At 67.7% G+C, this 24,588-nt stretch carries 24 protein-coding genes; 21 read left to right on the top strand and 3 right to left on the bottom strand.

Annotated features, from left to right (window positions below; all coding sequences use genetic code 11):
- On the top strand, nucleotides 1-907 hold a 907-nt coding region (locus RN729_RS10495), incomplete at its 5' end, for a CocE/NonD family hydrolase (RefSeq protein ID WP_310784545.1).
- Here RN729_RS10495 and RN729_RS10490 read toward each other — a convergent pair.
- Both RN729_RS10490 and RN729_RS10485 read right to left on the bottom strand, forming a co-directional pair.
- On the bottom strand, nucleotides 891-1,670 hold the full coding sequence (locus tag RN729_RS10490; RefSeq protein ID WP_310784543.1) for a DUF6263 family protein: 780 nt from the start codon (nucleotides 1,668-1,670) through the stop codon (nucleotides 891-893). The two genes, RN729_RS10495 and RN729_RS10490, sit on opposite strands and share 17 nt — an antisense overlap.
- Nucleotides 1,671-1,721: 51 nt before the next feature.
- Nucleotides 1,722-2,555 carry a DUF6263 family protein gene (locus RN729_RS10485; RefSeq protein WP_310784541.1) on the bottom strand — a complete coding sequence of 278 codons (834 nt, stop codon included), beginning with the start codon at nucleotides 2,553-2,555 and terminating at the stop codon, nucleotides 1,722-1,724.
- A gap of 211 nt (nucleotides 2,556-2,766) precedes the next feature.
- Here RN729_RS10485 and radC point away from each other — a divergent pair, with 211 nt between their 5' ends.
- From radC to RN729_RS13995, 20 genes are all read left to right on the top strand, one after another.
- Nucleotides 2,767-3,450 (top strand): DNA repair protein RadC, encoded by a 684-nt coding sequence (radC, locus tag RN729_RS10480; protein WP_310784540.1) that lies wholly within the window; start codon nucleotides 2,767-2,769, stop codon nucleotides 3,448-3,450.
- Nucleotides 3,451-3,586: 136 nt separating this feature from the next.
- Nucleotides 3,587-5,809: a bifunctional (p)ppGpp synthetase/guanosine-3',5'-bis(diphosphate) 3'-pyrophosphohydrolase gene (locus tag RN729_RS10475; protein WP_310784538.1), complete on the top strand. Its 2,223-nt coding sequence runs from the start codon at nucleotides 3,587-3,589 to the stop codon at nucleotides 5,807-5,809.
- 21 nt (nucleotides 5,810-5,830) lie between these two features.
- The gene (uvrB, locus tag RN729_RS10470; protein WP_310784536.1) at nucleotides 5,831-7,867 is read left to right on the top strand and encodes an excinuclease ABC subunit UvrB; all 2,037 of its coding nucleotides are present in this window, start codon (nucleotides 5,831-5,833) and stop codon (nucleotides 7,865-7,867) included.
- A complete protein-coding gene (gene tsaE / locus RN729_RS10465; RefSeq protein WP_310784534.1) occupies nucleotides 7,864-8,385 on the top strand; it encodes a tRNA (adenosine(37)-N6)-threonylcarbamoyltransferase complex ATPase subunit type 1 TsaE in 522 nt (173 codons plus the stop codon). Before uvrB ends, tsaE begins: the two co-directional genes overlap by 4 nt.
- Nucleotides 8,379-9,062 (top strand): tRNA (adenosine(37)-N6)-threonylcarbamoyltransferase complex dimerization subunit type 1 TsaB, encoded by a 684-nt coding sequence (tsaB, locus tag RN729_RS10460; RefSeq protein WP_310784532.1) that lies wholly within the window; start codon nucleotides 8,379-8,381, stop codon nucleotides 9,060-9,062. Before tsaE ends, tsaB begins: the two co-directional genes overlap by 7 nt.
- The gene (gene rimI, locus RN729_RS10455; RefSeq protein WP_310784530.1) at nucleotides 9,046-9,513 is read left to right on the top strand and encodes a ribosomal protein S18-alanine N-acetyltransferase; all 468 of its coding nucleotides are present in this window, start codon (nucleotides 9,046-9,048) and stop codon (nucleotides 9,511-9,513) included. Before tsaB ends, rimI begins: the two co-directional genes overlap by 17 nt.
- Before the next feature lie 76 nt (nucleotides 9,514-9,589).
- Complete coding sequence (gene ssb, locus RN729_RS10450) at nucleotides 9,590-10,030, top strand: single-stranded DNA-binding protein (protein ID WP_310784528.1); 441 nt, start codon at nucleotides 9,590-9,592, stop codon at nucleotides 10,028-10,030.
- Entirely contained in the window at nucleotides 10,008-11,333 is a 1,326-nt protein-coding gene (gene hemA / locus RN729_RS10445) for a glutamyl-tRNA reductase (protein ID WP_310784526.1), read from the top strand. The genes ssb and hemA overlap by 23 nt, the downstream gene beginning before the upstream one ends.
- Nucleotides 11,334-11,364: 31 nt before the next feature.
- Nucleotides 11,365-12,111: a MotA/TolQ/ExbB proton channel family protein gene (locus RN729_RS10440; protein ID WP_310784524.1), complete on the top strand. Its 747-nt coding sequence runs from the start codon at nucleotides 11,365-11,367 to the stop codon at nucleotides 12,109-12,111.
- A gap of 37 nt (nucleotides 12,112-12,148) precedes the next feature.
- The gene (locus RN729_RS10435) at nucleotides 12,149-12,574 is read left to right on the top strand and encodes a biopolymer transporter ExbD (RefSeq protein WP_310784522.1); all 426 of its coding nucleotides are present in this window, start codon (nucleotides 12,149-12,151) and stop codon (nucleotides 12,572-12,574) included.
- Between the two features lie 86 nt (nucleotides 12,575-12,660).
- Nucleotides 12,661-13,284, top strand: coding sequence for a TonB C-terminal domain-containing protein (locus RN729_RS10430; protein ID WP_310784520.1), 624 nt, complete (start codon nucleotides 12,661-12,663; stop codon nucleotides 13,282-13,284).
- Complete coding sequence (locus tag RN729_RS10425) at nucleotides 13,285-14,637, top strand: hypothetical protein (protein WP_310784518.1); 1,353 nt, start codon at nucleotides 13,285-13,287, stop codon at nucleotides 14,635-14,637.
- A gap of 324 nt (nucleotides 14,638-14,961) precedes the next feature.
- Entirely contained in the window at nucleotides 14,962-15,432 is a 471-nt protein-coding gene (locus RN729_RS10420; protein ID WP_310784516.1) for an OmpA family protein, read from the top strand.
- Nucleotides 15,433-16,233: a tetratricopeptide repeat protein gene (locus tag RN729_RS10415; RefSeq protein WP_310784514.1), complete on the top strand. Its 801-nt coding sequence runs from the start codon at nucleotides 15,433-15,435 to the stop codon at nucleotides 16,231-16,233.
- Between the two features lie 183 nt (nucleotides 16,234-16,416).
- On the top strand, nucleotides 16,417-16,938 hold the full coding sequence (nrdR, locus tag RN729_RS10410) for a transcriptional regulator NrdR (protein WP_310784512.1): 522 nt from the start codon (nucleotides 16,417-16,419) through the stop codon (nucleotides 16,936-16,938).
- Nucleotides 16,935-17,735, top strand: a complete 801-nt coding sequence (gene tatC / locus RN729_RS10405) for a twin-arginine translocase subunit TatC (RefSeq protein ID WP_310784510.1) — start codon at nucleotides 16,935-16,937, stop codon at nucleotides 17,733-17,735. The genes nrdR and tatC overlap by 4 nt, the downstream gene beginning before the upstream one ends.
- Before the next feature lie 161 nt (nucleotides 17,736-17,896).
- Nucleotides 17,897-20,827 carry a putative LPS assembly protein LptD gene (locus tag RN729_RS10400; RefSeq protein ID WP_310784508.1) on the top strand — a complete coding sequence of 977 codons (2,931 nt, stop codon included), beginning with the start codon at nucleotides 17,897-17,899 and terminating at the stop codon, nucleotides 20,825-20,827.
- A gap of 64 nt (nucleotides 20,828-20,891) precedes the next feature.
- Entirely contained in the window at nucleotides 20,892-21,878 is a 987-nt protein-coding gene (locus RN729_RS10395) for a polyprenyl synthetase family protein (RefSeq protein ID WP_310784506.1), read from the top strand.
- 3 nt (nucleotides 21,879-21,881) lie between these two features.
- Nucleotides 21,882-22,163, top strand: coding sequence for a DUF4321 domain-containing protein (locus tag RN729_RS10390; RefSeq protein ID WP_310756709.1), 282 nt, complete (start codon nucleotides 21,882-21,884; stop codon nucleotides 22,161-22,163).
- A 38-nt stretch (nucleotides 22,164-22,201) separates the two neighbouring features.
- A complete protein-coding gene (locus RN729_RS13995; RefSeq protein WP_343218917.1) occupies nucleotides 22,202-22,444 on the top strand; it encodes a twin-arginine translocase TatA/TatE family subunit in 243 nt (80 codons plus the stop codon).
- A 99-nt stretch (nucleotides 22,445-22,543) separates the two neighbouring features.
- Here the strand turns inward: RN729_RS13995 and RN729_RS10380 are convergent, their stop codons facing one another.
- Nucleotides 22,544-24,379, bottom strand: a complete 1,836-nt coding sequence (locus RN729_RS10380) for a peptidyl-prolyl cis-trans isomerase (RefSeq protein WP_310784504.1) — start codon at nucleotides 24,377-24,379, stop codon at nucleotides 22,544-22,546.
- Nucleotides 24,380-24,588 lie beyond the last annotated feature (209 nt).

Raw genomic sequence — 24,588 nt, 5'->3', positions numbered from 1 at the left:
GATCTCCAACCCGCAGCAGGTCTTCATCGGCCCGTGGGATCACGGCGCGCGCAACGACACGGACCCGTTCAAGGCGGAGGACACGCCCGTACAACCCGACGCCGATGCCCGGTTCGAGGAACTCGTCGCGTTCTTCGACGCTCACCTCAGAGAGGATGGATCCGGGGAAACTCCGACCGAGATCCACTACTACACGCTGGGCGCCGATCGCTGGACGCGCACGGAGACATGGCCGCCGCCGGGTTTCGACGACGTGACATGGTACTTCGGCGAGGGTGGCACGCTGTCGACGGAAGCTCCCGCCTCGGACGTCGCGGAAGACCCCTACACCGTCGACTTCAGCGCCACGACTGGGACCCGGAACCGCTGGTACACGAACGGCGGGGGCGGCGATGTCGTGTACGGCGACCGCCGCGCGGAGGATGAGAAGCTGCTGACCTACACCGGCACTCCGCTAGTCGTCGATACCGAAGTCACCGGCCACCCCGTCGTCACGTTGCACTTGGCGTCCACAGAGACGGACGGCGCCTTCATCGTCTACCTGGAAGATGTCGCTCCGGACGGCACCGTGCGGTACATCACCGAGGGACAGCTCCGCGGCGTCATGCGCGCGGTCACGGACGACCCGCCGCTGTACCGCAAGTACGGGCCGCACCGCAGCGAGTCGCGCGCCGACGCCCTCCCGCTCGTGCCGGGGGAGGTCGCGGAGCTGAGCTTCGACCTGTGGGCGACGTCGGTACTGTTCCGCGCCGGCCACCGCATCCGGGTCGCCCTCGCCGGCGCGGATGCGGACACCTTCCTCCGCTATCCCCGCGACGAAAGCGTCCCGGAGTGGACGGTACAGCGCAACGCGGTCCACGCATCCCGCATTGTCCTGCCGATGAGGCCTGCTAGCTCGGATCGCTGACCAGTTCGAGCGTCGTCGTCGTTTCCAGCGGCATGGCCATCCCGCTTGCCACCATCTCGAGCTTCGTCAGGCTCTCCTGAAGGACGTACCGGCCCTCGGCCAGGTCCACGATCATCGATCCGCTCAGCTCTCCGCTGATGCTTGCCGGCATCCCGCCTATATTGACACTGGACTCCACGGCGCCGGAAAACGCGATCGTCGCCCGACCGTCCTCCAGGCTCGAGAGCGTGTACGTGAGTTCCACGTCCAAGACTTGCGCAGGCCCGCCCACCGCCATGGGGACCGGTACGGTCTCCGTCCAGGAATCTCCCGCGGCGACCTCGGTCTCGGGTAGCCAGAAGAAGTCTGTGCCTTCGAACAGCGGCTCACCGAACTCCCGGGCGTCGGAGTTCGCGGCTTCGTCGGCGACAACGCTCAGCACCCGTCCGCGCGAGTCCGTTTCGATCGTAAAGGCGCTCCCGGAGAGGTCCACCGCGTTGGCCCCCGGGATGACCGAGGTCATCGAGGACGAGTCGATCACGGCGCCGGCCCGGATGCCCTCCTCCGTCGCGCCCAGGATCGTCTGCGTCAGACGGGCGTGGAGCGTAATGGCAGGTCCGGGAGGCATCATCGGGTTCTCCATGGTCATTTCCATGGAGAAGATGTATCGACTCTCCTGACCGTCGGGCGGGGCGAGTCGAAGGAGCGTCTGCCCGCTCACGGGGAGAGCGAACGCCACGGCGATCAGGGCGGCGGTGCCGACACCGCGCAGAACTGGTTTCATGGGTCCTCCATTGAGGTTCAGGGGTTCGGGACTCCGGCGGCCGGTTCCGCGTCAACTGTCCGGCATCAGTTCGAGTGTCGTCGTCGTATTCACCGTCATCGACGTCCCGGCCACGCTCATTTCCATGTTCTGCCGGCTCGTCTGGCTCACGTGCCGGCCCTCGATCAGGTCGACGACCAGCGTTCCGGACAGGGTCCCCGAGCCGCTCATCGCCATGCCTTGCATGTCCATGTCCATATCCATCGGCCCCTCGAACGAGAGCGTGGCGAGGCCGCCGGCGAGACTCACGAACGTGTACGTGAATTCCATGTCCATCGACATCGTTCCGCCGGTCCCCATCGGCATCTCGATCGGCGTCTCGACCATCCAGGAATCGCCCGGGCTGACCTCCTCTTCGGGCAGCACGGAATGGCCGGCTCCCTGCAACATGCTCTCGACGCTCACCCCGGCATCTTCCGGCACTCCCTCACTCTCCACGACTTGCAGGACGCTGCCGCGCGGGTCCATGTCGACAGTGAAGGACATGCCGGAGAGGTCGGGCAGCATGCCGTCCATCCCCGGCATCGGCATCCCGATCGTCGTGCTGGCCGAATCGACCGCCCCGCGGATTCGAAAGACATCGTCATCCGTGCTCAGGACTGTCTGAACCTGTTGCCACGCCATGGTTACGAGCGGGCCGTCGGTCGATGGCATCATGGGACTCTCGATGCTTGTGTCCATGGAGAAGGCGTAGCGCGATACCTGACCCTCGGGCGGCGCCATCCGCAGCAGGAGCGGCGCTTCGAGCGGGATGGTCCGGATTGCGGGGGACGGGCCGCACGCCGCGAGGACGGCGGCGAAGATGAGCGTCGTGGCGGCGGGGAACCTGCGCCATCGTGAAGTCATGTGGTCCTCCTGACGGTGAGGAGACAGGGACTCGGGAGTTCGCGCGGTCGCGCGCGCGAATCCCGCCCCGGCTCGGGTGTGCATCCTCGGCCGCCAGGGTGCTCGCAAGATGCGCGATCGGATCAGAGTGTGCCACCGGCGCCGAGGACGATATACCCTCCGCTACCCCGGAGTTGAGACGGAATTCATGGCCGCGGGGATACATGATGGCATGGCTCCGAAGATCCTCGAACTCCCGGCAAGCGAACGTCCGCGGGAGCGGCTCCGCCGCTTCAGCCCCGACGCGCTTTCGACGACGGAACTGCTCGCGGTGGTGCTCGGTGCGGGCGCGACGGGGCGTTCCGCCGTTGACGTCGCCGGCCGTTTGCTGGCCGACTTCGGCGGCTCGCTGAGGGAGATGGGGCGGGCGGAGCCGGCCGAACTCGAGCGGACCGGGGGAGTGGGCCCGGCCCGCTCGGCCGCCGTGGCCGCCGCGCTCGCGCTTGGCCGGCGACAGGCGGCCGAGCCCGCCCGCGCCAGCGCGCGCATCCGCAGTCCAGCCGACGTGTTCGGACGCCTCGGCCCCCTGCTGAGGGATCGTCGGCAGGAGGAATTCTGGGTCATCTACCTGGATACGCAGAGCCAGGTTCTGCTCGAGCGCCGACTCACGGTGGGGCTTCTGAACAGCTCCCTCGTCCACCCGCGGGAAGTCTTCGCGCCGGCGATCGCCACGGCCTCGGCCTCCGTCATCCTCGCCCACAACCATCCGAGCGGCGAGCCCGAACCATCGCCCGAAGATATCGCGGTAACCTGCCAGCTCGTCGAGAGCGGCCGGCTCCTCGGCATCCCCGTCCGCGACCACATTATCCTCGGCGACCGCGCCTACGTGAGCCTTCGCGAACGCGGCATCTGCTGACGTCGCGTCCCGGACGCAACACTCGCTCCCCGCCCGGCCCGCGCCGAACTCGCGCGCTACTGCTACCTTTACGGGTTGCCCGGGCCGATGGATCGCGGCGCTCGGGCGGTGACGTCTCAGCGACGGAGCGCGTAGCGTGGAGAGCAGCCTCAAGCGGGAAGTGGACCGGGCCGCGCCGGGAGCGGGCCCGCGCTCGCTGCTGCCCGAGGACTTCATGAAGGCGATCGAGGGCTACGAGGCCCGCCTCGACCTCGATCTGCTCGCACTTGCGTTCCAGTACAGCCTGGAGAAGCACGAGGGCCAGAAGCGCCGCTCTGGCGAGGATTACATCCGCCACTGCGTGGAAGTCGCCAAGATCCTCATCGAGATCCGCCTCGACACCGTGAGCATCGCCGCTTCGCTCCTCCACGATGTGGTGGAGGACACGGATACGACCGTGGACGAGATCCGGACGGAGTTCGGCGAGGAAATCGCCATCATCGTGGACGGTCTTACGAAGATCTCGCTGTTCGCGTTCGGCTCCATGGCGGAACGCCAGGTCGAGACCTACCGCAAACTCCTCCTCTCCATGGCCCGCGACGCGCGCGTGATCATGGTCAAGCTCGCGGACCGTCTCCACAACATGCGGACGCTGGAGCACATGCCGGCGGGCGCCCGCGAGCGGATCGCGCTCGAAACCCGGGAGATCTACGCGCCGCTCGCCCACCGCCTCGGGGTGGCCCGCCTCAAGTGGGAGCTCGAAGATCTCGCCTTCAAGTTCCTGGAGCCCGAGGGGTACAGAAAGCTCGTGAAGGAAGTCAACGCCACGCGGGGCGAGCGCGAGGGACTGATCCGACGCATGGAGGAGCCGCTCCGGGCCGAACTGGACGCCGCCGGCGTCGGTTGCGAAGTCACGGGGCGCCCCAAGCACCTCTGGTCCATCTACGGCAAGATGGTGAAGCGCGACAAGCCGTACGAAGAGGTCTACGATACGCTGGCGATGCGGATCATCGTGGACTCCGTGCGCGACTGCTACCACGCCCTCGGCATCGTGCACAACAAGTGGACGCCGCTCACCGAGCGCTTCCACGACTTCATCGCCACGCCGAAGTCGAACATGTACCAGAGCCTGCACACGACGATCTTCGGCCCCGGCGGCGCGCTGTACGAGATCCAGATCCGCACGGACGAGATGCACCGCACCGCCGAGTACGGGATCGCGGCGCACTGGCGCTACAAGGAGGGACGGTCCGGAGATGACGTCGACGACGAACTCGCGTGGTTCCGGCAGGTACTCGAATGGCAGCAGGAGACGCGCGAGCCGGAGGAGTTCATGGAGTTCCTCCGCATCGACCTGTTCCAGGACGAGATCTTCGTCTTCACTCCGGCGGGAGACGTCAAGCAGTTGCCGAAAGGGGCCACGCCCATCGACTTCGCCTTCGCCGTGCACACCGAGGTCGGGCTGCGCTGCAAGGGGGCGAAAGTGAACGAACGGATCGCCCCGCTCAGCCGTCCGCTCCGGAACGGGGACACCGTGCACATCCTCACCTCCGATTCGCAGACGCCGAGCCGGGACTGGCTGGGCTTCGTGCGGAGCAGCAAGGCCCGCCACGAGATCCGGCAGTGGATCCGGGATGAAGAGCAGGAGTCCGCGCTCCAGTTGGGGAAGGACATCGTTCAACGGGAGTGGAGGCGCCGCCGTCGGGGGAAGGTGGATGAAGCGGCTCTCAGGGCGGCGTGCGATACGCTGGGATACGAAGGATCGGATGCCCTCTATGCGGCGGCCGGCCGGGGGGACGTGGGGCTCACGCGCGTAATGCGGGCCATCCTCCCCGAGGTCATCCCGGAGGTGCCGCAGAAGAGTCCGAGTCCGCTCCACAAGCTCGTGGACAAGGTCTGGGGCGGAGGCGGGCAGGGGATCCGGATCCAGGGGATGGAGAACCTGATGGTCCGGTACTCGCAGTGTTGCCAGCCGGTCCCCGGCGACCGGGTCATCGGCTATATCACCCGGGGCCGCGGCGTTTCGATCCACAGGCAGGACTGTCCGAACGTCCTGAACCTCTCCAACGCTCCCGAGCGCCGGGTGGAGATCGAGTGGCAGGCGCACGGGGAGCGCCGGTTCCTGATCCGCATCGTCATGGAGGGGACGGACCGCCACGGTCTGTTCGCGGACATCGCGCGCGCGGTCAGCGACACCGGTACGAACATTCAGTCGGCCGACATCAAGGGGGTCGAGGGAGGGATGCGCGGGCAGTTCGTCGTCGAAGTCGAGAACCTGACGCATCTGCAGAAAGTCATGCGCAAGGTTCAGGGCGTGAAGGGCGTAATCTCCGTCGAACGGAAGGAGTCCTTCGGGGAGAGCGGCCTCACCATCGAGTGACCGGCTGCCAGATCCGAGACCATGCCCCGCTTCGACCTTCAGCTTCCATTCGAGCCGATGGGCGACCAGCCCACCGCGATTCGCGAGTTGGCCGAGGGCGTGCGCCGCGGCGACGAATGGCAGACACTGCTGGGCGTGACAGGCAGCGGAAAGACGGTGACGCTGGCCGCGATGATCGCCGAGGTCAATCGCCCGACGCTCGTCATGAGCCACAACAAGACGCTCGCCGCTCAGCTGTATGGAGAACTGCGGCAGTTCTTTCCCCGCAATGCCGTCGAGTATTTCATCTCCTACTACGACTATTACCAGCCCGAGGCCTATGTTCCCGCGACGGATACTTTCATAGAGAAAGATGCATCCATCAATGAGGATATAGATCGGCTGCGGCTCCGCGCGACGTCCGCCCTCATGGAAAGGCGGGATGTGATTGTCGTCGCCTCCGTGTCCGCGATCTACGGACTCGGGGATCCCGCGGGGTACCGCGAACTCATGCTCACGTTGCGCGAAGGTCAGGACATCTCCCGTCGGGAGATCCTCTCCGGACTCGTGCAGATCCAGTATTCGCGGAACGATCTCGATTTCGTGCGCGGCACCTTCCGGGTGCGGGGCGACGTGATCGAGATCCTGCCCGCGTACGAAGAGCAGGGCGTCAGGGTCGAGATGTGGGGCGACGCGATCGAACGCATCTCGAAGATCGATCCGATGACCGGCGTCACGATCACGCGCCTCCCGGAAACCTCGATCTTTCCGGCCACGCACTACGCCACACTCGGCCATCGACTGGAGGAGGCCCGGCACGCCATCTACGTGGAGCTGGAGGAACGGCTGCTGCACCTTCGGCAGGATGGCCGGCTCCTCGAGGCGCAACGCCTGGAGCAGCGCACCCGATTCGATCTCGAGATGCTGACGGAGGTGGGGTTCTGTCCCGGGATCGAGAACTACAGCCGGCACCTGGACGGCCGGGCGCCGGGCAGCCGCCCCTACTGTCTCCTCGACTATTTCCCGGAGGACTATGTGGTCGTCGTGGACGAGTCCCACGTGTCGATCCCGCAGATCGGCGGCATGTACGAGGGGGACCGCAGTCGAAAGACGACGCTGGTCGAGTTCGGTTTCCGGCTCCCGTCCGCGCTGGACAACCGGCCGCTGTCGTTCCGGGAATGGGAAGATCTCGTGCCGAGCGCGATCTTCGTCAGCGCGACGCCGGGCGAGTACGAGTTGCGGAAGAGCGGGGGCGTCGTCGTCGAACAGTTGATTCGGCCGACGGGACTGCTGGATCCGGAAGTGGAGGTGCGACCGGTCCGCGGACAGGTGGACGACCTGCTCGGCGAAATCCGCCGCCGGACGGAGCGGCGCGAGCGCGTGCTCGTGACGACGCTGACGAAGCGGATGGCGGAAGATCTGTCGGAGTTCCTCGCGGTGCGGGGCGTGCGGGTGCGCTACATGCACTCGGACATTGCGGCGATCGACCGTGTGAAGATCCTCCGCGATCTGCGGTTGGGGACATTCGATGTCCTCGTCGGGATCAATCTGCTGCGCGAGGGCCTCGACCTGCCGGAGGTCTCCCTCGTCGCGATCCTCGACGCGGACAAGGAGGGTTTCCTTCGTTCGGATCGGTCGCTCGTGCAGACGATCGGGCGCGCGGCTCGGAACCTCGCCGGGAAGGCGATTCTGTACGCGGACAAGGTGACGGATTCGATGCGGCGCGCGATGGATGAGACGGCGCGGCGCCGCGAAGTGCAGGCGGAATACAACCGGGAGCATGGGATCGAGCCGCGCTCGATCGTGAAGTCGGTGCGGGAGATCCGGTTCTCGACCGCGGTGGCCGACGCGCGGGAGGCGCAGCCCGCCGTGCACGAACGGGAAGGCTCGTACGAGGAACTGTCGCCGGAGGCGCTGGCCGAGGCGATCGAAAAGGACATGCGTGCCGCGGCGGCTGCGCTCGACTTCGAAACGGCGGCCCGGCTGCGGGACGAACTGTTCGAGATCCGCGCCCGGATCGGCGACGGGAAGGGGACGCGACCGCCGGGACTGCCGGTCTCCGCGGGGGATTCGGCATGAGGAGTGCCGTGCTGGACGAGGCGGGGCTCGCGCGCTGGGGGCGGGAGGTCGGCGCGGTCGCGGATCGCGAGGAGGTCTTCGTCGCGCTCACCGGACCGCTCGGCGCCGGGAAGACGCGGTTCACACAGGCGGCCTGTGCCGGAGCGGGCGTGGACGAAGCCGTGACAAGCCCGACCTACACGCTCGTCCACTGGTACGCCGGCGACCGGGGTCCGGTCGGGCACGCGGATCTGTACCGTCTCGGCGATCCGTCCGAACTCCTCGCCCTCGGGTGGGAGGAACTCGAAGCCCACCCGGGAGCGGTCTTCGTCGAGTGGGCCGAGCGTGCCGGGGAGGAGCTTCCGGTCGACCGCTGGGAAGTTCGGCTTGAGTTCGCCGAGGGGGCGGACGCGGCGGATGGGGCCGCCGGGAGCGCCACGGGTGTGCTGCGCCGGGTGACCGCGCGCGGGCTGGGCCGGGTGCCGCCGGTCCCCGATCCGGGTCTGTACGCCGGCGGGGAGGAGGCGTCCGCGTGCTGAGTCTGGCGCTCGAGACGAGTACGAGCCTCGGCAGCATCGCCGTGGGCCGCGGCGACACCCTGATTTCCGAGTGCGCGCTGGCCGTCCGCGCGACGCACTCGGAGACCGTGCTCGACGAGGTAGAGCGCATGCTCGCGCGTGCCCGGATCGGCGTCGACGGCATCGAACGCGTGATCATCGGGGCGGGGCCCGGCTCCTTCACCGGCGTGCGGATCGCGGCTTCGCTCGCGAAGGGCTGGTGTCACGCGAGAGGTGTGCCCCTCTTCGCCTATTCGAGCCTTCGCTCCGTCGCCGCCTCCGCGGGGCGTGACCGCGTTTGCGCACTCTTCGACGCCCGGCGGGGCGAGGTGTACGGGGCCGCCTGGGCCAACGGGCCGCTGGAGGCCCCGATCCGCGGGCCGGAGGCGTGCGACATCGATCGCTGGGTCGAGGGGCTGGAGGATCCCGGGTCGTGGTTCTTCGCCGGGGAGGGTGCGATCCGGCACCGCGCCAGGATCGAGGCTCGCGGCGGAGGTGTGCTCCCCCCGTTTCTCGGCGTGCCGCGCGCGGGCGCGCTCCTGTGGCTGGCCGAGAGGCTCCCGGCCGGCCGGGTCGCGGACATCGACGCGTGGGAACCCCGATATGTCCGGAGTTCCGGAGCCGAACGCCAGGTCGGGCGCCATGGCGGATCCCGGTAGGCGGACTCTTCGCATCCGGCCGCTTATCGAGGCGGATCTGGGGCAGGTGACGGCGATCGAAGAGGCCTGCTTCGCCACTCCATGGTCCGAACGGACGTTCAGAAACCTGCTGCGGCGCCGGGACGCGGTTCTCCTCTCCGCCGTGTACGAAGAGGCGCGCATCGCGGGATACGCCGCCGTGTGGTTCGTCGGGCGGGAGGCGGAACTGGGGGATCTCGCCGTGGCCCCGAGCGACCGCCGGCGCGGGATCGGGGGCGAATTGGTGGACGCGGTTCTCGGCGAAGCGCGGACCCGGGGCGTCGTCCGCATCTTCCTCGAAGTACGGGAAGGGAACCGAAGCGCGCAGGGTCTCTACCGAAGCCGGGGATTCGAGATCGTCGGACGGCGTCGCGGATACTATGCGGGTCCGAAGGAGGACGCTCTCGTCATGCGCCGCTTGCTGGTCCGTTGATCGTTTTCCGTTACCTTGATCCTTCCGGGCATCACCACCACCATGGACCTTCAAGTCGATCAGCGGGGAGGCGGGAATGGCGCGCAGTCTGAACAAGGCGACACTCATCGGAAACCTGGGTGCGGACCCGGAAGTGCGGTCGACGAACACGGGTACGCGGGTGGCGACGCTCTCCGTCGCGACCAGCCGCCGTTGGACGACTCGCGCCGGCGACCAGCAGGAAAAGACGGAGTGGCATCGAGTCGTCTGCTGGGACCGTCTTGCCGAGATCTGTGAGCAATACCTGCGCAAGGGCGACCGGGTCTACGTGGAAGGCCGGATCGAGTACCGGCAGTGGGAGGGACAGGACGGCCAGACGCGGTATACGACGGAGATCCGCGCGCTCGAAATGATCATGCTCGGGAGCAGCGGTGGCGGCGGAGAGAGCTATTCGACGACGGAGCCGCGGCAGGAGCGTTCCGATTTCTCCGAGTTTTCCAACCGGTCCGTCGCGGGTGAGGACGATCTCCCCTTCTGAGGCACGCGGAGCCGCGACCGCCGGATCCGACGCGCTCGTCGCGGTCGGACTCAGCCACCGGACCGCCCCCATCGACGTCCGGGAGCGTTTCGCACTCGGTGAACGGCGACGAACCGAGTGGGTCGAGAATCTGACGGCCAGGCCGGGCGTCTCGGAGTGCGTCGTGCTTTCCACCTGCAACCGGACGGAGTGCTACCTGGCGGGAAGCGATGCGGAAACGCTCGACCGCCTCGGGCGCGAGGCGCTGTGCGAGGTGTCGGGCCTGGGGGCCGAGGGAGATTCATACCTCGCAACGCTTGAGGGGGCGCGCGCCGTCCGCCACCTGTTCCGCGTCACCGGCGGACTGGAATCCCTCATCGTCGGCGAACCGCAGATTCAGGGCCAGGTCCGCGGAGCCTATCGGGATGGGCGTCCCATGGTGGGGCCCGTGCTGCATCGCCTGTTCCAGTCGGCCCTCGAGGTCGGCGGGCGCGTGCGGGCCGACACGTCGATCGCGAGCGGCGTGACCTCGATCCCCGGCGCGGCGGTCGATCTCGCCCGGAAGGTGTTCGGCTCACTCGACGACCGCAGCGTACTCGTGCTCGGGACCGGCGAGATGGGAAGACTCACGGTGCAGTGCCTGAAGCGGGGGGGGGCAAGGCGTGTCTTTCTCGCGAGCCGCGACCCGGTCCGGGCCGAGCGCGTGAGCCGGCCCCTCGATGCGCTCCCGATGCGAAGGAGCGCGGCGCTCGAGGCGCTGGATCGCGTGGATCTCGTCGTCGCCTGCACGGAGTCGGAGGCGGCCTTCCTCCGCGCGGAGCACCTCCGCGGCCCGCGAAGCGGGCGCGCGCGGCTCGTGATCCTCGACATCGCCGTGCCCCGCAATGTCGATCCGCGTGTGGCCGGGATCTCCGATGTGTTCCTGTACAATATCGACGACCTGAGGCAGGTCGTGGATCGGGCGCGGGCGGCCCGAGAGTACGAGCGCGAGTGCGCGGAGACGATCATCGAGCGACACGTCGCGAAATACCGGGCCTGGCGTCGAAGTCGTCGCGCGGACCCGGCCGTGCGGGCGCTGAGGGACACCGCTCGCCGTCTCGTCGCCGATGCCGTCGCCGCCCGCGCCCCGGATCCCGACGACGCCGACGAAGCTCTGCGGCTGGCGAGTCACGCGGCGCTCAACAAGGTTCTGCACGGGCCGACACGCGCCATCCGGTGGCTCGCCGAACGGTCTGACGGCGAGGAGTGTCTGCGTCGGGTGGAACCATGGCTCGGCGAGGAAACGAGGGAAGTGAGGGGAGAGAAGTGGGGGGAGAGCGGATGAGCCCGGACAGGGTGCAGGGGGGGCGCACGTGATGGCGGGGGTCGGGATCGGGGTCGGAGGGGGCCTGGAACTTGTGCAGGACCTTTCTGCTCGCGTGATCGATTCCCCCCTCGACATGATCCTGGGCGCGACTCTGCCGACGAAGGTCATCCTCACCGTGCTCGCCGCCTTCTCGCTCGTGTCCTGGGTCCTCATCATCTGGAAGTTCCGCGAGTTGCGCGCCGTGAACGCGCGGGCGGATGACTTCGTGTTCGCGATGGCCGGGGCCAACGGGCTCGTGGATCTCAACGACGCGCTGTCGGAGCTGGACGATTCCCCCTTCAGACGGGTGTTCCGCGAGGGGATCGCCTTCTTCTCCGAACTGCGGCCGGGCGCGCTCGAGACCACGCACGTCGGGGATGGTTTGAGCCCTACGCAGCTCGAAGCGCTGTGGCTGGTGCTCGAGAAGAGCCTCTCGGAGGAGAAGGACGAACTTGCGCACGGGCTGCCCTGGCTCGCGATCATCGGCTCCGTGAGTCCTCTCCTCGGCCTCATGGGGACCGTCGTGGGCGTGATGAACTCGTTCATCGGGATCACGTCGCAGGGGTCCGCGAACATCGCGGCGGTCGCGCCGGGCATCGCCGAAGCACTCACGACCACGGTCGCGGGGTTGGCCGTCGCGATTCCCGCGGTCATAGCGTACAACCACTACGCCTCCCGCCTGCGTCTGTTCGTGGGAGAGCTGGAGGGATTCGCGAGCGAGTTCGTGGGGACGCTCGCGCGCGAGGGTCGCCTGTGAGCCGGGGCCCCGGCGGTCGGAGGATGAGGAGCGGGGGATGAAAAGGCGCTTTACGCAGCAGGCCGACGGTATCGGCGTCGTGGCGGAGATCAACGTCACGAGCCTCGTTGACGTCGCGTTCACCCTCCTCATCATCTTCATGATCACGGCGCCCATTCTCCAGGGCGGCATCGAAATCGACCTCCCGGAGGGCATCTCCGCGCCTCTCAGCGCCTCCGATGCGCTCGTGGTCTCGATCGACGCGGACGGGCAGATCTACTTGGATGACGTGCCGGTGACGCTGGAGGAGTTCGACGCTACGCTCGCGTTGGCGCTCGATCGCTTCGAGTCGGATGCGGTGTACCTGAAGGCGGATGGCGACCTCGCCCTTCGGCAGGCGACCCGGGTGATGGGTCGGATTCAGGAGGCCGGAGGCGTATTGAACATGGTCACGGACCCGGACCCGAGCCTTCGCCGCCCATGACTCCGTACGGAGGGGTGGAAACCGGGCGTTGGCGCGCATGGCGGCGCGGAGGGCCGCAGCGTCACGGGCGACCTCACAGGCGGGCCGTGTACGGCTCGCTCCTGGTCCACGGGGGTCTCATCGTTCTCGTCCTGTTCGGCGACGCGGCGATACGCCCGCCCGAAATGCCTGCGGCGGTGCGGGTGAACATGGTCGAGTTCGCTCCGGAGGATGCGCCGATCCGCGTCGATCCGTCGCCGCCCGAGGTCGCGGAAGAGGAGAACCGGCCGCCTCCCCCGGAACCGACGCCCGACCCGGTGCCGCAGGTGGAAACGCCCACCGTGGAGGCCGAGGTCGAGGTCGAACGCGAGCCGGAGCCGGAACCCGCGCGGACCGAGGAGGTCGGCGAGGAAGTGCGCACGATCCGGATCGCCGGCGAAGCCTCGGCCTGGCCCGAATACAGCGAGAACATCATCCGCCAGATTCAGCGCCGCTGGCGGCCCCCCGTCGGAGCCCGCGAGCTTCGGGCCGAGGTCTACTTCATCATCCACCGGGACGGCCGGGTGACGGGATTCGAGTGGGTGGCGAGGTCCGGGAGCCTGATCTTCGATACCCAGGCGATGGGGGCCGTGGAGTCCGCCGGCCGCGACCGGGCCTTCGGCCCGCTTCCCGACGACTTTCCGGCCGACGCGCTCGCCGTCTCGTTCTTCTTCGATCCGAGCGACCGCTGAATGGACCGGCCGAGGGTCTTTCGTCGACGCCGCGCTGCCGGGTGGGGACGCCGGGCCGTCGCTACGGGGCTGGCGTTCGCCGCCGCGGCGGCCGGAGCGCCGCTGGGAGGACAGGAGGGCGGGGCGCTCCGCCTCGGCCTCACCTACGAGGCCCGCTATGTGCCGGGCATGGTCGTCGCGCCCGTCTCCGCGGGCGCCGGTTTCGAGGAGCTGGGCGCGGCGGTCGGCGAGATTCTTCGTACGGACCTCGACTACTCCGACCGGTTCGACATCATCGCGGTGTCCGACACGCTCACTTGGGGCGGCACCCCGAACTACGCGCTCTGGAACCAGGTCGGGGCCGTGTGGCTCGTCACCTCGGAGATCTCCGTCGCGCCGGGGACGCAGACTCCGCTCCTCAGAGTCAGCCTGCACGACGTCGTTTACGGCAACCTCGAGAACGTCCAGGCCTTCACGCTGCCCCCGATGGATGCGGCCGATTTCCGGATGTCGGTCCACCGGATCTCCGACCGGATCGTCTTCTGGGCGACGGGAGGCCAGCGCGGCATCGCCGCGACACGGATCGCCCTGCGCCGGAGAGATGGCGACGGCTCATCCTACCTGCTGCTCATCGACAGCGACGGCCGGAATCCGCAGCGGATCGACACCGGAGGGCGCAACGTCTTCTCGCCCGCCTTCTCGCCCGACGCGACCCGGATCGCGTACACGATCCAGGATGAGACGGGGTATTTCTCGCTCGTGGAGATGAACCTCATCACCGGCAGCCGCCGAACGGTGGCCTCCGGGAGACTCATTCAGACGCCGACGTGGACGCCGGACGGGCGGTTGGCGTACGCGGAAGGAGTCGGCGGAACCGCGCGCATCATGGTCGAGGGCGGCGAGCAGCTGACCGACGGCCGGGTCCAGTCGCTGAACCCCAGCTTTTCGCCGGATGGAGAGTCGTTCGCGTACGAGGCCGATCCGGCCAACGAGCAGCAGGTCTACGTCCGTCGCGTCTCGGGAGGCCCGGCCCGCCGCATCAGCATCTACCACCCGCGGGAGGACACCAACGCGGCTGGCCCGGACTGGTCGCCGAACGGCGACCGGATCGCGTATTCGGCCCTGAGCGATCGCCGCTGGCAGATCTTCACGGTGAACCCGGATGGCACCGACCGGCGCATGCTGACCCGGCGCGGCGAGAGCGAGGACCCCAGCTGGGCGCCCGACGGCCGTCATCTCGTCTTTTCGTCGATCGACGCCCAGGGCTCGACCGTCTGGATCCTCGATGTCTTCACGGGGAGGTCCCGGCCCCTCACGGCGGGACGACTCGACGGTCTCCCGGACTGGTCGCCCCCGATCCCGCCGGGCTCATGACCGCAATCGTCCTGCGGGTTGCGACTTGACGGGTCTGCGATAGGTTACGAATCCGTGTTGAAACCGGGATCGGGTCAGCGTTTTCAGCGCCGACGTTCGCCCTGTCCTCGCCGAATTCTCGTCCCGCGACTGGCAAACAAGGAGACCTCGATGAAGCTGAGCCACCGATTCGCTCCCATTCTTCTCGTGGCACTTCTGGCGACTGCGTGTAGCGGCAACCCGGAACCGGAGCCGGTACCGCCGCCCCCGCCACCCCCGCCGCCCCCGGCCGTGGATGACAGCGCGCAGCGCGAAGCTGCTGCTGCCCGGCTCTGCGATCAGGCGATGGCGGCCATGGAGGAGGGCGATTACGCGACCGCGCGCCGATTGCTCGAGCAGGCCGTAAGCGATTATCCAGGCACGACGTGCGCGGAGTCCGCGCCCGCGGATATCGAGCGCGCCATGGCGGGCGAGGCGATCGTTGCGCGGATTCACTTCGACTACAACGAATCCGCCATCACCGACGCGGCTGCCGCGATTCTGCAGAGCAAGGCGGACGCGCTGCGGGATCGGTCCGGCATCCGCCTCCGGGTCGAGGGCCATTGCGACGAGCGGGGCTCCCTGGAGTACAACCAGGCGCTCGGCCTGAGAAGGGCCCAGGCGGCGGTCGACTATCTCTCCAACCTGGGGCTCGATGCCAGCCGCTTCGATGTCGTGACGTTCGGGGAGGAGATGCCGCTGGCCCGGGGGAGCAACGAGTCGGCGTGGCGGCAGAACCGTCGCGGTGAGTTCGTCATCACGGACGGAGACATCTAAATGCGGAATGCGGCGGTCGCCGTGCTGTTGGGCGTTGCGGCCGCCGCCTGCGCGTCCCGGGGCGATGTCGAGACGTTGGGGGACGCCCTGCGGGAAGACATCGCAGTTCTCGCCGAGGGTCAGCGCCAGCTGGCGGACGCGGTTCAGGCGGATCTCGAATCGATCGAGAGTTCGAGCCAACGCCGGGAGACGACGGGCCGCAGTGAACTCGACCGGCGGATCCAGCGGATCGAGGGTCTCTTCGAGCAGCTCATAGAGATGTCCGCCCAGAACAACCAGTTGCTCAACGACATCTACGAGAATCAGCGTCGCCAGGGGACCCCCTCGCCGATGGGCTTCCCGGGATCGGCGGGCGCGGGCCCGCCCGCCGCGGGTCCGGTCGGCGCCGAGTCGAACCCCGACGCCTCCGCCGCATCCGGGTCGGACGAGGCGTCCCAGTTCTACGCGTTGGCGCTCGACATGTACCAGCGCGGCAACATCGAGACCGCACGCGACGCCTTCCGCGATTTCCTCGCCGTCTACGGCGGCCATGAATTCGCGCCCGATGCCCAGTACTGGGTGGCGCGCACCTATGAGGACGCGGAGGATCCCGGCAGTGCGCTCGAGGAGTACCGTCGGCTTACGGAACTCTATCCGGATTCGAGCCGGGCTCCCGCGGCGCTATTCCGCCGAGGGATGATCGAAGCGGGACGGGGCAACACTGCGGTGGCGAGGCGGTTGTTCGCCCAGATCGAGAGCGGCTATCCGAACAGTCCCGAGGCGCCGGAGGCCCGCCGGGAACGCGAGAGGCTGGGCGGCTAGTGTGGTGTCGCAGAGATCCGCGAGCCACCGAGAGCGTCGAGGCGCCGGATCCTGCAAGGCGCTCCGACGAGTAATAGCAGAGCTATTGCGAGGAGGAGCAACGCCGCAGGGGCGGATGCATCGGCGCTCGAATGGCCGTGGGATTTCTGCGACACCACACTAGTCCGGTGACGGCAGGCTACCGTGCAGTGTCCCCGCTGTAACCATCCGGAGGCGCGGGTCGTCGACTCCCGCACGAGTCGCGGCGGCCGGGTCATCCGCCGCCGGCGCGAGTGCCTCTCCTGCGGCGAACGCTTCACGACCTACGAACAGGCCGAGGAAGAGCCTCTGCTCGTCATGAAGAAGGACGGTGGCTCGGAGACCTACGACCGCGGGAAGCTCCTCGCCTCCATCCGCGTGGCCTGCGCGAAGCGACCCGTGTCGAACCACGATATCGAGCTTCTCGTGGATGAAGTCGAAGGCCAGATGGCGGCCGAGGACCTGCGGGACATCGCGAGCCTGCGGCTGGGAGAACTCGTCATGGAACGGCTCCGCGCGCTGGACCAGGTTGCGTACGTGCGCTTCGCCAGCGTGTATCGGAACTTCCAGGACACCACGGAGTTCATGGAAGAAGTGCGACAACTCGGACAACTGCTCCGACGCGCCGGGCACAGCGCGGCCGGGCAAGTCGATCTGTTCTCGGCAGGAGGCGACCAGGGCCGATGAGGCTGCGGCGACAGACCCAGGGTGCGACCAATCAGGCGGAGATGCCCTTCCTGGATCACCTGGATGAGCTTCGCACCCGCCTGATCCGGGCGCTCCTCGCGCTCCTGGTCGGCATGGTCATCGGGCTCGTGGCCGTCACGCAGCTGGACGTGCTCGGCATCGTCCAGCGGCCGATCGCGGATCTCCTCCCGGGCGAGGCGCTGAACTACTCCAGTGTGACGACGCCGTTCATCACCATCCTCAAGCTCGGCTTCATCGTGGGCCTCATCGCGGCCTTCCCCTACCTCGCCTGGCAGGCCTGGGGTTTCCTCTCGCCGGCCCTGTACGAAAGCGAGCGCAGGTTCGCCATCCCGGCGATCGCCTCCGGAACCATCCTCTTCATCGCCGGCATCTCCATGGCGTACTTCCTGGTCCTGCCGCTCGGGCTCAGGATCCTGCTCAATTTCTTCACCTTCGACCAGCTCAATCCCGTCATCATGATCAACGAGTATCTGACCTTCGCGGTCCGGTTGATCCTGGCGTTCGGGCTCATCTTCGAGTTGCCGGTGGCGCTCGTCTTCCTGTCGCTGCTCGGGATCGTGACGCCGGAGGGGCTCGCGAAGTACCGGCGTCACGCGATCGTCGTGATGGCTGTGGTCTCGGCCTTCCTCACGCCCGCCGACCCGTACACGATGCTCGCGATGATGCTGCCGATGATGTTTCTCTACGAGGTGTCCGTGATCATGACCCGCGTGCTCCGGCGGCGCCGGGAGGAGCGGGCCGCGGAGGGGACATCGGGGGAAGGAAGCTCGGTCTGAGGCTGCGCACGCTCCTCGCGCTGGCGGCCCTGCTCGGCGGTCTCGGCGCAACCGAAACCGCGCGCGCCGCGCCCGCGGGAGCCCGCCCCCTCGAGTTCACGGCACGGGCGGACACCGACACGGTGGTGGTCGCAGGGCGGGACTCCCTGCCGCAGGACTCCGTGCCCCGGGATTCCACCGCGCGGGATACGCTGGACGTGCCCGTGGCGGATTCGACGGCGGCCGGCGATTCCGCAGCGGTCGGCGACTCGGCAGCGGTCGGCGACTCGGCAGCGGTTGACTCTCCAGCGGTCGGCGATTCGAGCGCCGTGGCGGCCGCGGTCGCGGATTCGGTGGTCGCCGACACCGTCGATGCCGGTCCGCCGGACCCCCCCTTCCCTCAACAGGACGACATCTTCGGACAACTCCTCGGGGAGCCGGGCTATCAGGCCATCCAGTATCAGGGGCGCGGCGTCGAGCTGGACGTCGACCGGCAGCGTGTGCAGCTCAATCGAGAGGCACAGGTCATGTACGAGCAGTCCACGATCGACGCGGACACGATCACCTACGAGGCGGGTCTGCAGTTTGTGAGAGGGTGCGGCAACATCTCGCTCTCCGGGGAGGGGGAGAACGTGATCTCCGACGAGTGTCTGAACTACGATGTCTCCTCCACCAAGGGCACCGTCGTGGATGCGCGAACGTCGTTCGCCCAGCAGGGCGCCGACTGGTTCATCAGGGGGCTCATGACCATGCGGGGTTCCGGCACCGCCTTCGTCGAGACCGGGAACTTCACGTCGTGCGACCTCGACGAACCGCACTACTACTTCCGCGCCGGACAGATCAAGGTCGTCTCGGACGACATCGTCGTGGCCTGGCCCGTGACCCTCTACATCCAGAACGTGCCCGTCGCCTGGCTTCCCTTCTTTGCGCAGGACATCCGGGAGGAACGCAGGAGCGGCTTCCTGCCCCCGCGCTTCGGGTTCAACGATGTCGTGGCGTCCTCCAGCAACGCCCGGCGGAGCATCACCGACTTCGGGTATTACTTCGCGGGGAACGATTTCATGGACGCGCAGGCGACGGCCGACTGGTTCAGCGGACGGTTCACGCGCCTCAACGGAGCCTTCCGATACCGCTCGATCAAGAAGTTCTTCCGGGGCAACGTCATCGCGAGCTACAGTTTCGGGAACGAGAAGACCCTGCAGTTTCAGATGCGCCACAATCACGAGCTGACCCCCGTCACGGACATACGGGTCAACGCCAACTTCATCTCGAACACGAGCGTCTTCGAGCGTCAGACCTTCGACCCGACGGTCCAGACGCAACGAATCGCGTCGGACGTCGGAGTCCAGCACCGGTTCCCCTTCGCGTCCGTCAACCTGAGCGGAAGCCGGCGCCAGGATCTGGGGGCGCAGAAGGGGCGGACGGACCTCACGCTGCCCAAGCTTCAGATGACCTTCTCGCCACTGACCCTCTTCCGCGCGCCCCGCAACCGGAGCGGGCCGTTAAACAACATCGTCGTCAACGGCGCCTTCTCCGCTTCGCGCCTCGACCGGACCCAGGAAGAGAACGACGGCAAGAGAACCGAGGTGGCGTCCGCGAACAGCGCCATCCGCATCGGCTCCTTCGGGGTCAGCGGACGGACGAACTTCAACCGGAACACCGTACTTCCGTTCCAGCCGATGCCCGGCGCCGACACCACGGCCTCCGCGACGCCCGGGAGCGTTTCGAAGCTGGACTACGGGGCGCAGGCGGAATACCAGATCGATCTCGTCGGGAGCACGACGCTTCGTCCCACCCTGAGCATCGACGCGAGCCGGTTTCAGTCGGACGACACGAACGGAGACTTCATCACCGCGCCGACGCGTCTCCGCTTCGGAGCCGCGGTGTCCACCGATCTCTACGGGTTCTTCCCCGGCGTCGGCCCGTTCGAGCGGATCCGCCACAAGGTCTCACCGCGCTTTCACTACGACTATTCGCCGGCCGTGGAGGCCTCCGACTCCCTGCTTGCGATCCCCGGGTTTCCGGTGTCGAACTCGAAGCAGGAGAACCGGCTTCGCATCACCCTGAACCAGACCTTCGAAGCCAAGCTGCGCGAGGAGGTCGAACTCGATCCCGAAGCGGAAGCGCTGCTGGAGGGCCGCTCGCTCGAAGCGGATTCGACCGACCTGGAGTCCGGCGCGGCGACGACCGAGGCGGATTCCCTCGCGGCGGCCGGCGATTCGGCCGGAGTGCAGGCGCCGGAGGCCGAACCGGCCGAAGAGGATCCCGACGAGGCTGCCCGGGGGCTGGCAGCCGCCCCGCAGGCGGCGCCGGCCGGCACCGGACCGGACACGGGGGACCCCAATGCGCCGCGCCGCGCGCAGCCACGCCGGAACGTCGTCCTCCTGGGAATCAATTCGAGTCCGCTCACCTTCGACTGGTCCCGCGAGAACGAGTCGCCGTTGACGACGGACCGCTGGTCGCACCGCATCAACTCGGATCTGCTCAGGGGATTGTCCCTGAACATGTCTCTCGACCTGTTCGACGGCACCGGAGAGGATCGGATGTTCGCCCCCATCCTTTCGAGCCTGACGGGCAGTTTCACGTTCAGTTCGGCCAGCGGTCTCGGCGGGCTGCTCGGACTGGGCGGCGGGGGTGGAGGCGGCGGATCCGACCCCCAGAACCGCCTGCGGAATGCGGCCGACTCCCGATACCGGCTGCAGAGTTTCGACGAGAATCCGGATCCGGCGGACCCCGGCCTGCGGGCCGGCGGCCCGTGGACGCTGGCCCTGACCTATTCCCTTCAGCGCGGCCGGGCGGAGCAGAGTGCACAGGACCGGCAGTCGCTCAACGCGGTCCTTTCGCTCAATCCGTCGCCGAGCTGGCGTCTCGCCTGGCGGACGACGTACAACCTCACCAACAAGGAGTTCGGGGAGCACCTCATCACGCTCGACCGCTCCCTGCACCGCTGGATCGCGACCTTCATGTTCGCCCGCTCGCCGAACGGGAACTTCATCTTCCAGATGAGCGTGAGCCTCCAGGATGCGCCCGATCTCAAGTTCGACTACGACCAGCAGACGCAGGACGGCCAGGGCGGTTTCGGTGGCGGCGGGCTGGGCCCCCGGCGCTTTTGACATTCCTCTCGGGCCTTCCAACATTCCCGTGCACTTCATGCGCAGCTCGCGCACCGAGGAGGGTATGCTCCCGACCACCGCCATCGATCTGGAACACGTCCGCCTGCCCGTAGCGGACCGGCTCCTTGCCGTCGAGCGCGAGCTCCGCGGGATGGCGCCATCGGGGTTCGAAGCCCTCGACGAGGTGGGCGACTACCTGTTTGCGCGGTCCGGGAAGCTCCTGCGGCCCACTCTGCTCCTCCTCGCAAACGGCGTTGGAGGGCGCCCCTCCCCGGATGCCGTGAAACTGGGCGCCATCGTCGAACTGCTGCATGTCGCGACCCTCGTGCACGACGATGCGGTCGATCACTCCGCAAGGCGAAGAGGCCGGCCCACCGTCAACCATCGCTGGACGCACCAGGTTGCGATCATCGCGGGAGACTACCTGTATTCGCGGGCGGTCATCGAGGTCGTTGCGCTCGGAAAGCTCGATCATGTCGCCCTCCTCGCCGACACGGCGAACCGCATGACGATCGGGGAGATGCGGCAACTCGTGCTCCACGACGGCCTCGACTTCACGCGCGACGACTACGAGAGGCTGTGCGAGCACAAGACGGCGTCCCTGATGTCCGCGGCGTGCGAACTCGGGACACTGTCGGGGGCGCCGCAATACCGGGACGCCCTGCGCGAGTACGGGCATCATCTGGGGATGGCGTTCCAGATCGTCGACGATCTTCTCGACTATTCCTCGTCGACACGGGTGATGGGGAAGCCGCGCGGACAGGATCTGCAGGAACACAAGGTAACGTTGCCCCTGATCGCCGCTTTGCCCAAGATGGAGTGGGGGGAGCGACGCGCCGTCGAAGGGCTCTTCGCGGACCCGGAACCCTCCCCCGAAGCCGTGCAGGAGATCCTGGATCTCGTTGAAGCGCATGGAGGCGTGGAGACGGCCAGGGAGGAAGCGCGGTCGCGGGCGGACCGGGCTCGGGACCGGCTCCGGCGCCTGCCGGCGAGTCCGTGCCTCGAGGCGCTGAGCCTCGCTGTGGATTACGTAGTCGAGAGAGTACGGTAGCGAGTGAACTTCGGAAGTCGACGCCATCGTTCCCCGATACGCCTGGTCCTCATCATCGCGGGGGGATTCGTGCTCGGGGGGCTGCTCACCGAACTCGCGACGGTTACGTTGCCCCCGTCAGCGGCGCGTCAGTTTTTTGTTACAACGGTCGCGGCTTCACTGCAGCCGCTTGCATTCGATCTCAAGGTGCTCGCATTCACGCTGGGGCCGATCGTCCTGCGCCTGAACGTGTTGAGCGTCGTCGGGGTCGTGCTCGTCGCCTGGTTCGCCCGGTCGCTTCTCTGACCGTGCGCCCGAGATGAGCCACAACCAAGGAGTCTGAGATGTTCGGTCTGAGCCCATGGGAGTTGCTGCTCGTATTCCTCGCTATCCTGCTCCTCTTCGGCGCAAAGCGGCTTCCCGAGATCGGGAGTTCTCTCGGCCGCGGGATCCGTGAGTTCAAGGGCTCGATCAAGGAGGTCGAGGGCGACGTGCGGGCCGAGATCACGGGGGACACCGCGCCTCCGTCGACTGCTGCCGCCAACCAGGAGACCGCGCAGGCTCGTCCCGCCAACACGGAGAGCTAGCCCGAACCGGGCGGGATCCGGGGGACCCGGGCGGCCGCAGCCCCGCGCCGGGCAGTGGCCCGGCGGGTCTTTCTGCGGCTCGGGATCAGCGGCTCGGGCTCAGAAGCCCGGAATCATCGGCTGGGCGTCCTGCTGCAGGAGGAGCCTCGCGCGGTGATCCTCGACCACCGTGTCTTCGCGAAGCGCAACCAGCCACTTCTGCACGTACTGCTGGGAACGCTCGAAGCTCAATTGCCCCAGCACGGCATCCCTGACCTCGTCGAACCCCTCCCGCGTGGTCTCTTCACGCTCCAGTACCTCCACGACGACCACCGCATCACCGGCGTCGAGGACGCCGCTGAACTCGCCGACCTCGGCCCCGAATCCGAATCCGACCGCCTCGGTGCCCTGGCCGAGTCCCGGGACGAAGTCGCCCCGGCGGAATAACCCGGTCTCCTCGACCGACCACCCGAGTTCCTCCGCCGCCTCGTCGAGAGAACTTCCCGCCGCGACTGCGGCGAGCAGACCGCCGGCCACTTCCGCGGCACGTTCCTTCTTCTTCTCCACGAGCAGTTCCGCGCGAATCCCGACCCCGGCTTCCTCGAACGGAATCGTGCTCTCGTCCCGCCGTCCGAGAAGCTCGAGCAGATGGAACCCCGACGGGTTCTCGAACGAGTCGGACAGATCCCCGATCTCGCTCTCGGGACCGAGGGCCCACTCCCTCGCCACCCCCAGCTGGCCGGCGCCCGGAATGAAGTCCACGCCGTCCAGGAGTTGTACGTCGGTGCGGATCGTCACTCCCAGGGAATCGCCGGCGGTCAGGAGGTCCGTGCGCAGCGCAAGATCCTCCAGGTCGTCGAGAAGCGTGAACACCGAGTCCTCGGTGGCGCCGGAAATCTCGAAGGGAACGTAGATCTGGCGTAGCGCCAGGGAGTCCGCGGTACGCTCGTCGACCTGCAGGACGTGCAGCCCGAACGGCGTCTCGACCGGGTCCGTGGCCTGTCCCAGCGGGGCGTCCGCGGCTACCTCGGCGAGCCGCGGGTCGAAGGCGCTCGTCGGACGCTTGCCCATGAAGCCGCCCTCGACGCCGGAGATCGAATCCGCGGACTCCGCCATCGCCACCTCGGCGAAATCCTCGCCCCCCCGCACACGGTCTGCGAGGGCGGCGGCCCGTTCGCGGGCGGCGAGCGAGTCGGCGACGGAGGGTCGGAGAGAGATGCTGACCAGGTTCACGCGGGCGCTGGCGGGTCGGATGAGCTCATCCACGCGTTCGTCATAAACCTGCCGGACTTCGTCCTCCGAAACGGAAACCTCGGAGTCCTCCACGGTCAGGGCCGGGTCTACCCGCACGAAACGGACGCGGGCCCGCTCGTTCGTGTCCCGATAGAATCGCCACGCTTCCTCCTCGGACACGTAGATGCCGCTCTGGACGAGCGTCTGCAGCTTCGCGCGCGGAAGGATGGAGCGGTAGTAACCCTCGATCTGCAGCAGTTGCGTCTCGTCCGTCGCGGGGTCCGTGAAGAACCGGCGGTACTTGTCGATGTCGAACTGCCCGTCCGTCTGGAACCCAGGATAACTCAACATCTCCTGCGGTGGCTGCGTCAAGAACGCCTGGCGCACCTCCGCGTCGGAGACGCTGACGCCGAGCCGGTCCAGCTCCGCCTGAATCAGCGTCGCGCTGATCAGGCTCTCCCAGGCCCGTTCGGTCACGACGCGTACGTCCTCATCCGTCATGCCGCGATCGGCCGCGCGGCTCACCGCGAGCTGGTTCTGGAGGAAGATGTTCCACTCGTTGTAGCGAATGTCCTGTCCTCCGACCTGCCCCACGACGGGGTTGATCTGCCCGCCGAGGTTCCCTCCCTGCATCGCGTTGATACCGTCGAACACCAGCCAGCCCACGAAGGCCGCGGCCATGATGCCCATCACGAGGCTCGCGCTGCCGCGCATCTTCCGCATGAACATGAGACGCCGAACCCACCTTGTCGTCTTGAATCGAGTCGCCCGAGCGCGGCCGCGCCGGGGCCGGAAACGCGACCGAACGCGTCGGTCCCGTGATCGGTCGAAAACGTACGCCGGCCCGGCGTTCCGGGCAACGAAAGACAGGAGCCCCACCGCATTCCCGCGACGTTCGTTGACAACCAAAAAAAACGGTCGGTATGTTGCCG

Origin of the sequence: Candidatus Palauibacter polyketidifaciens (assembly GCF_947581785.1) — a bacterium.
Taxonomy (GTDB): domain Bacteria; phylum Gemmatimonadota; class Gemmatimonadetes; order Palauibacterales; family Palauibacteraceae; genus Palauibacter; species Palauibacter polyketidifaciens.
This window is presented reverse-complemented; position numbering and strand designations above follow the sequence as displayed.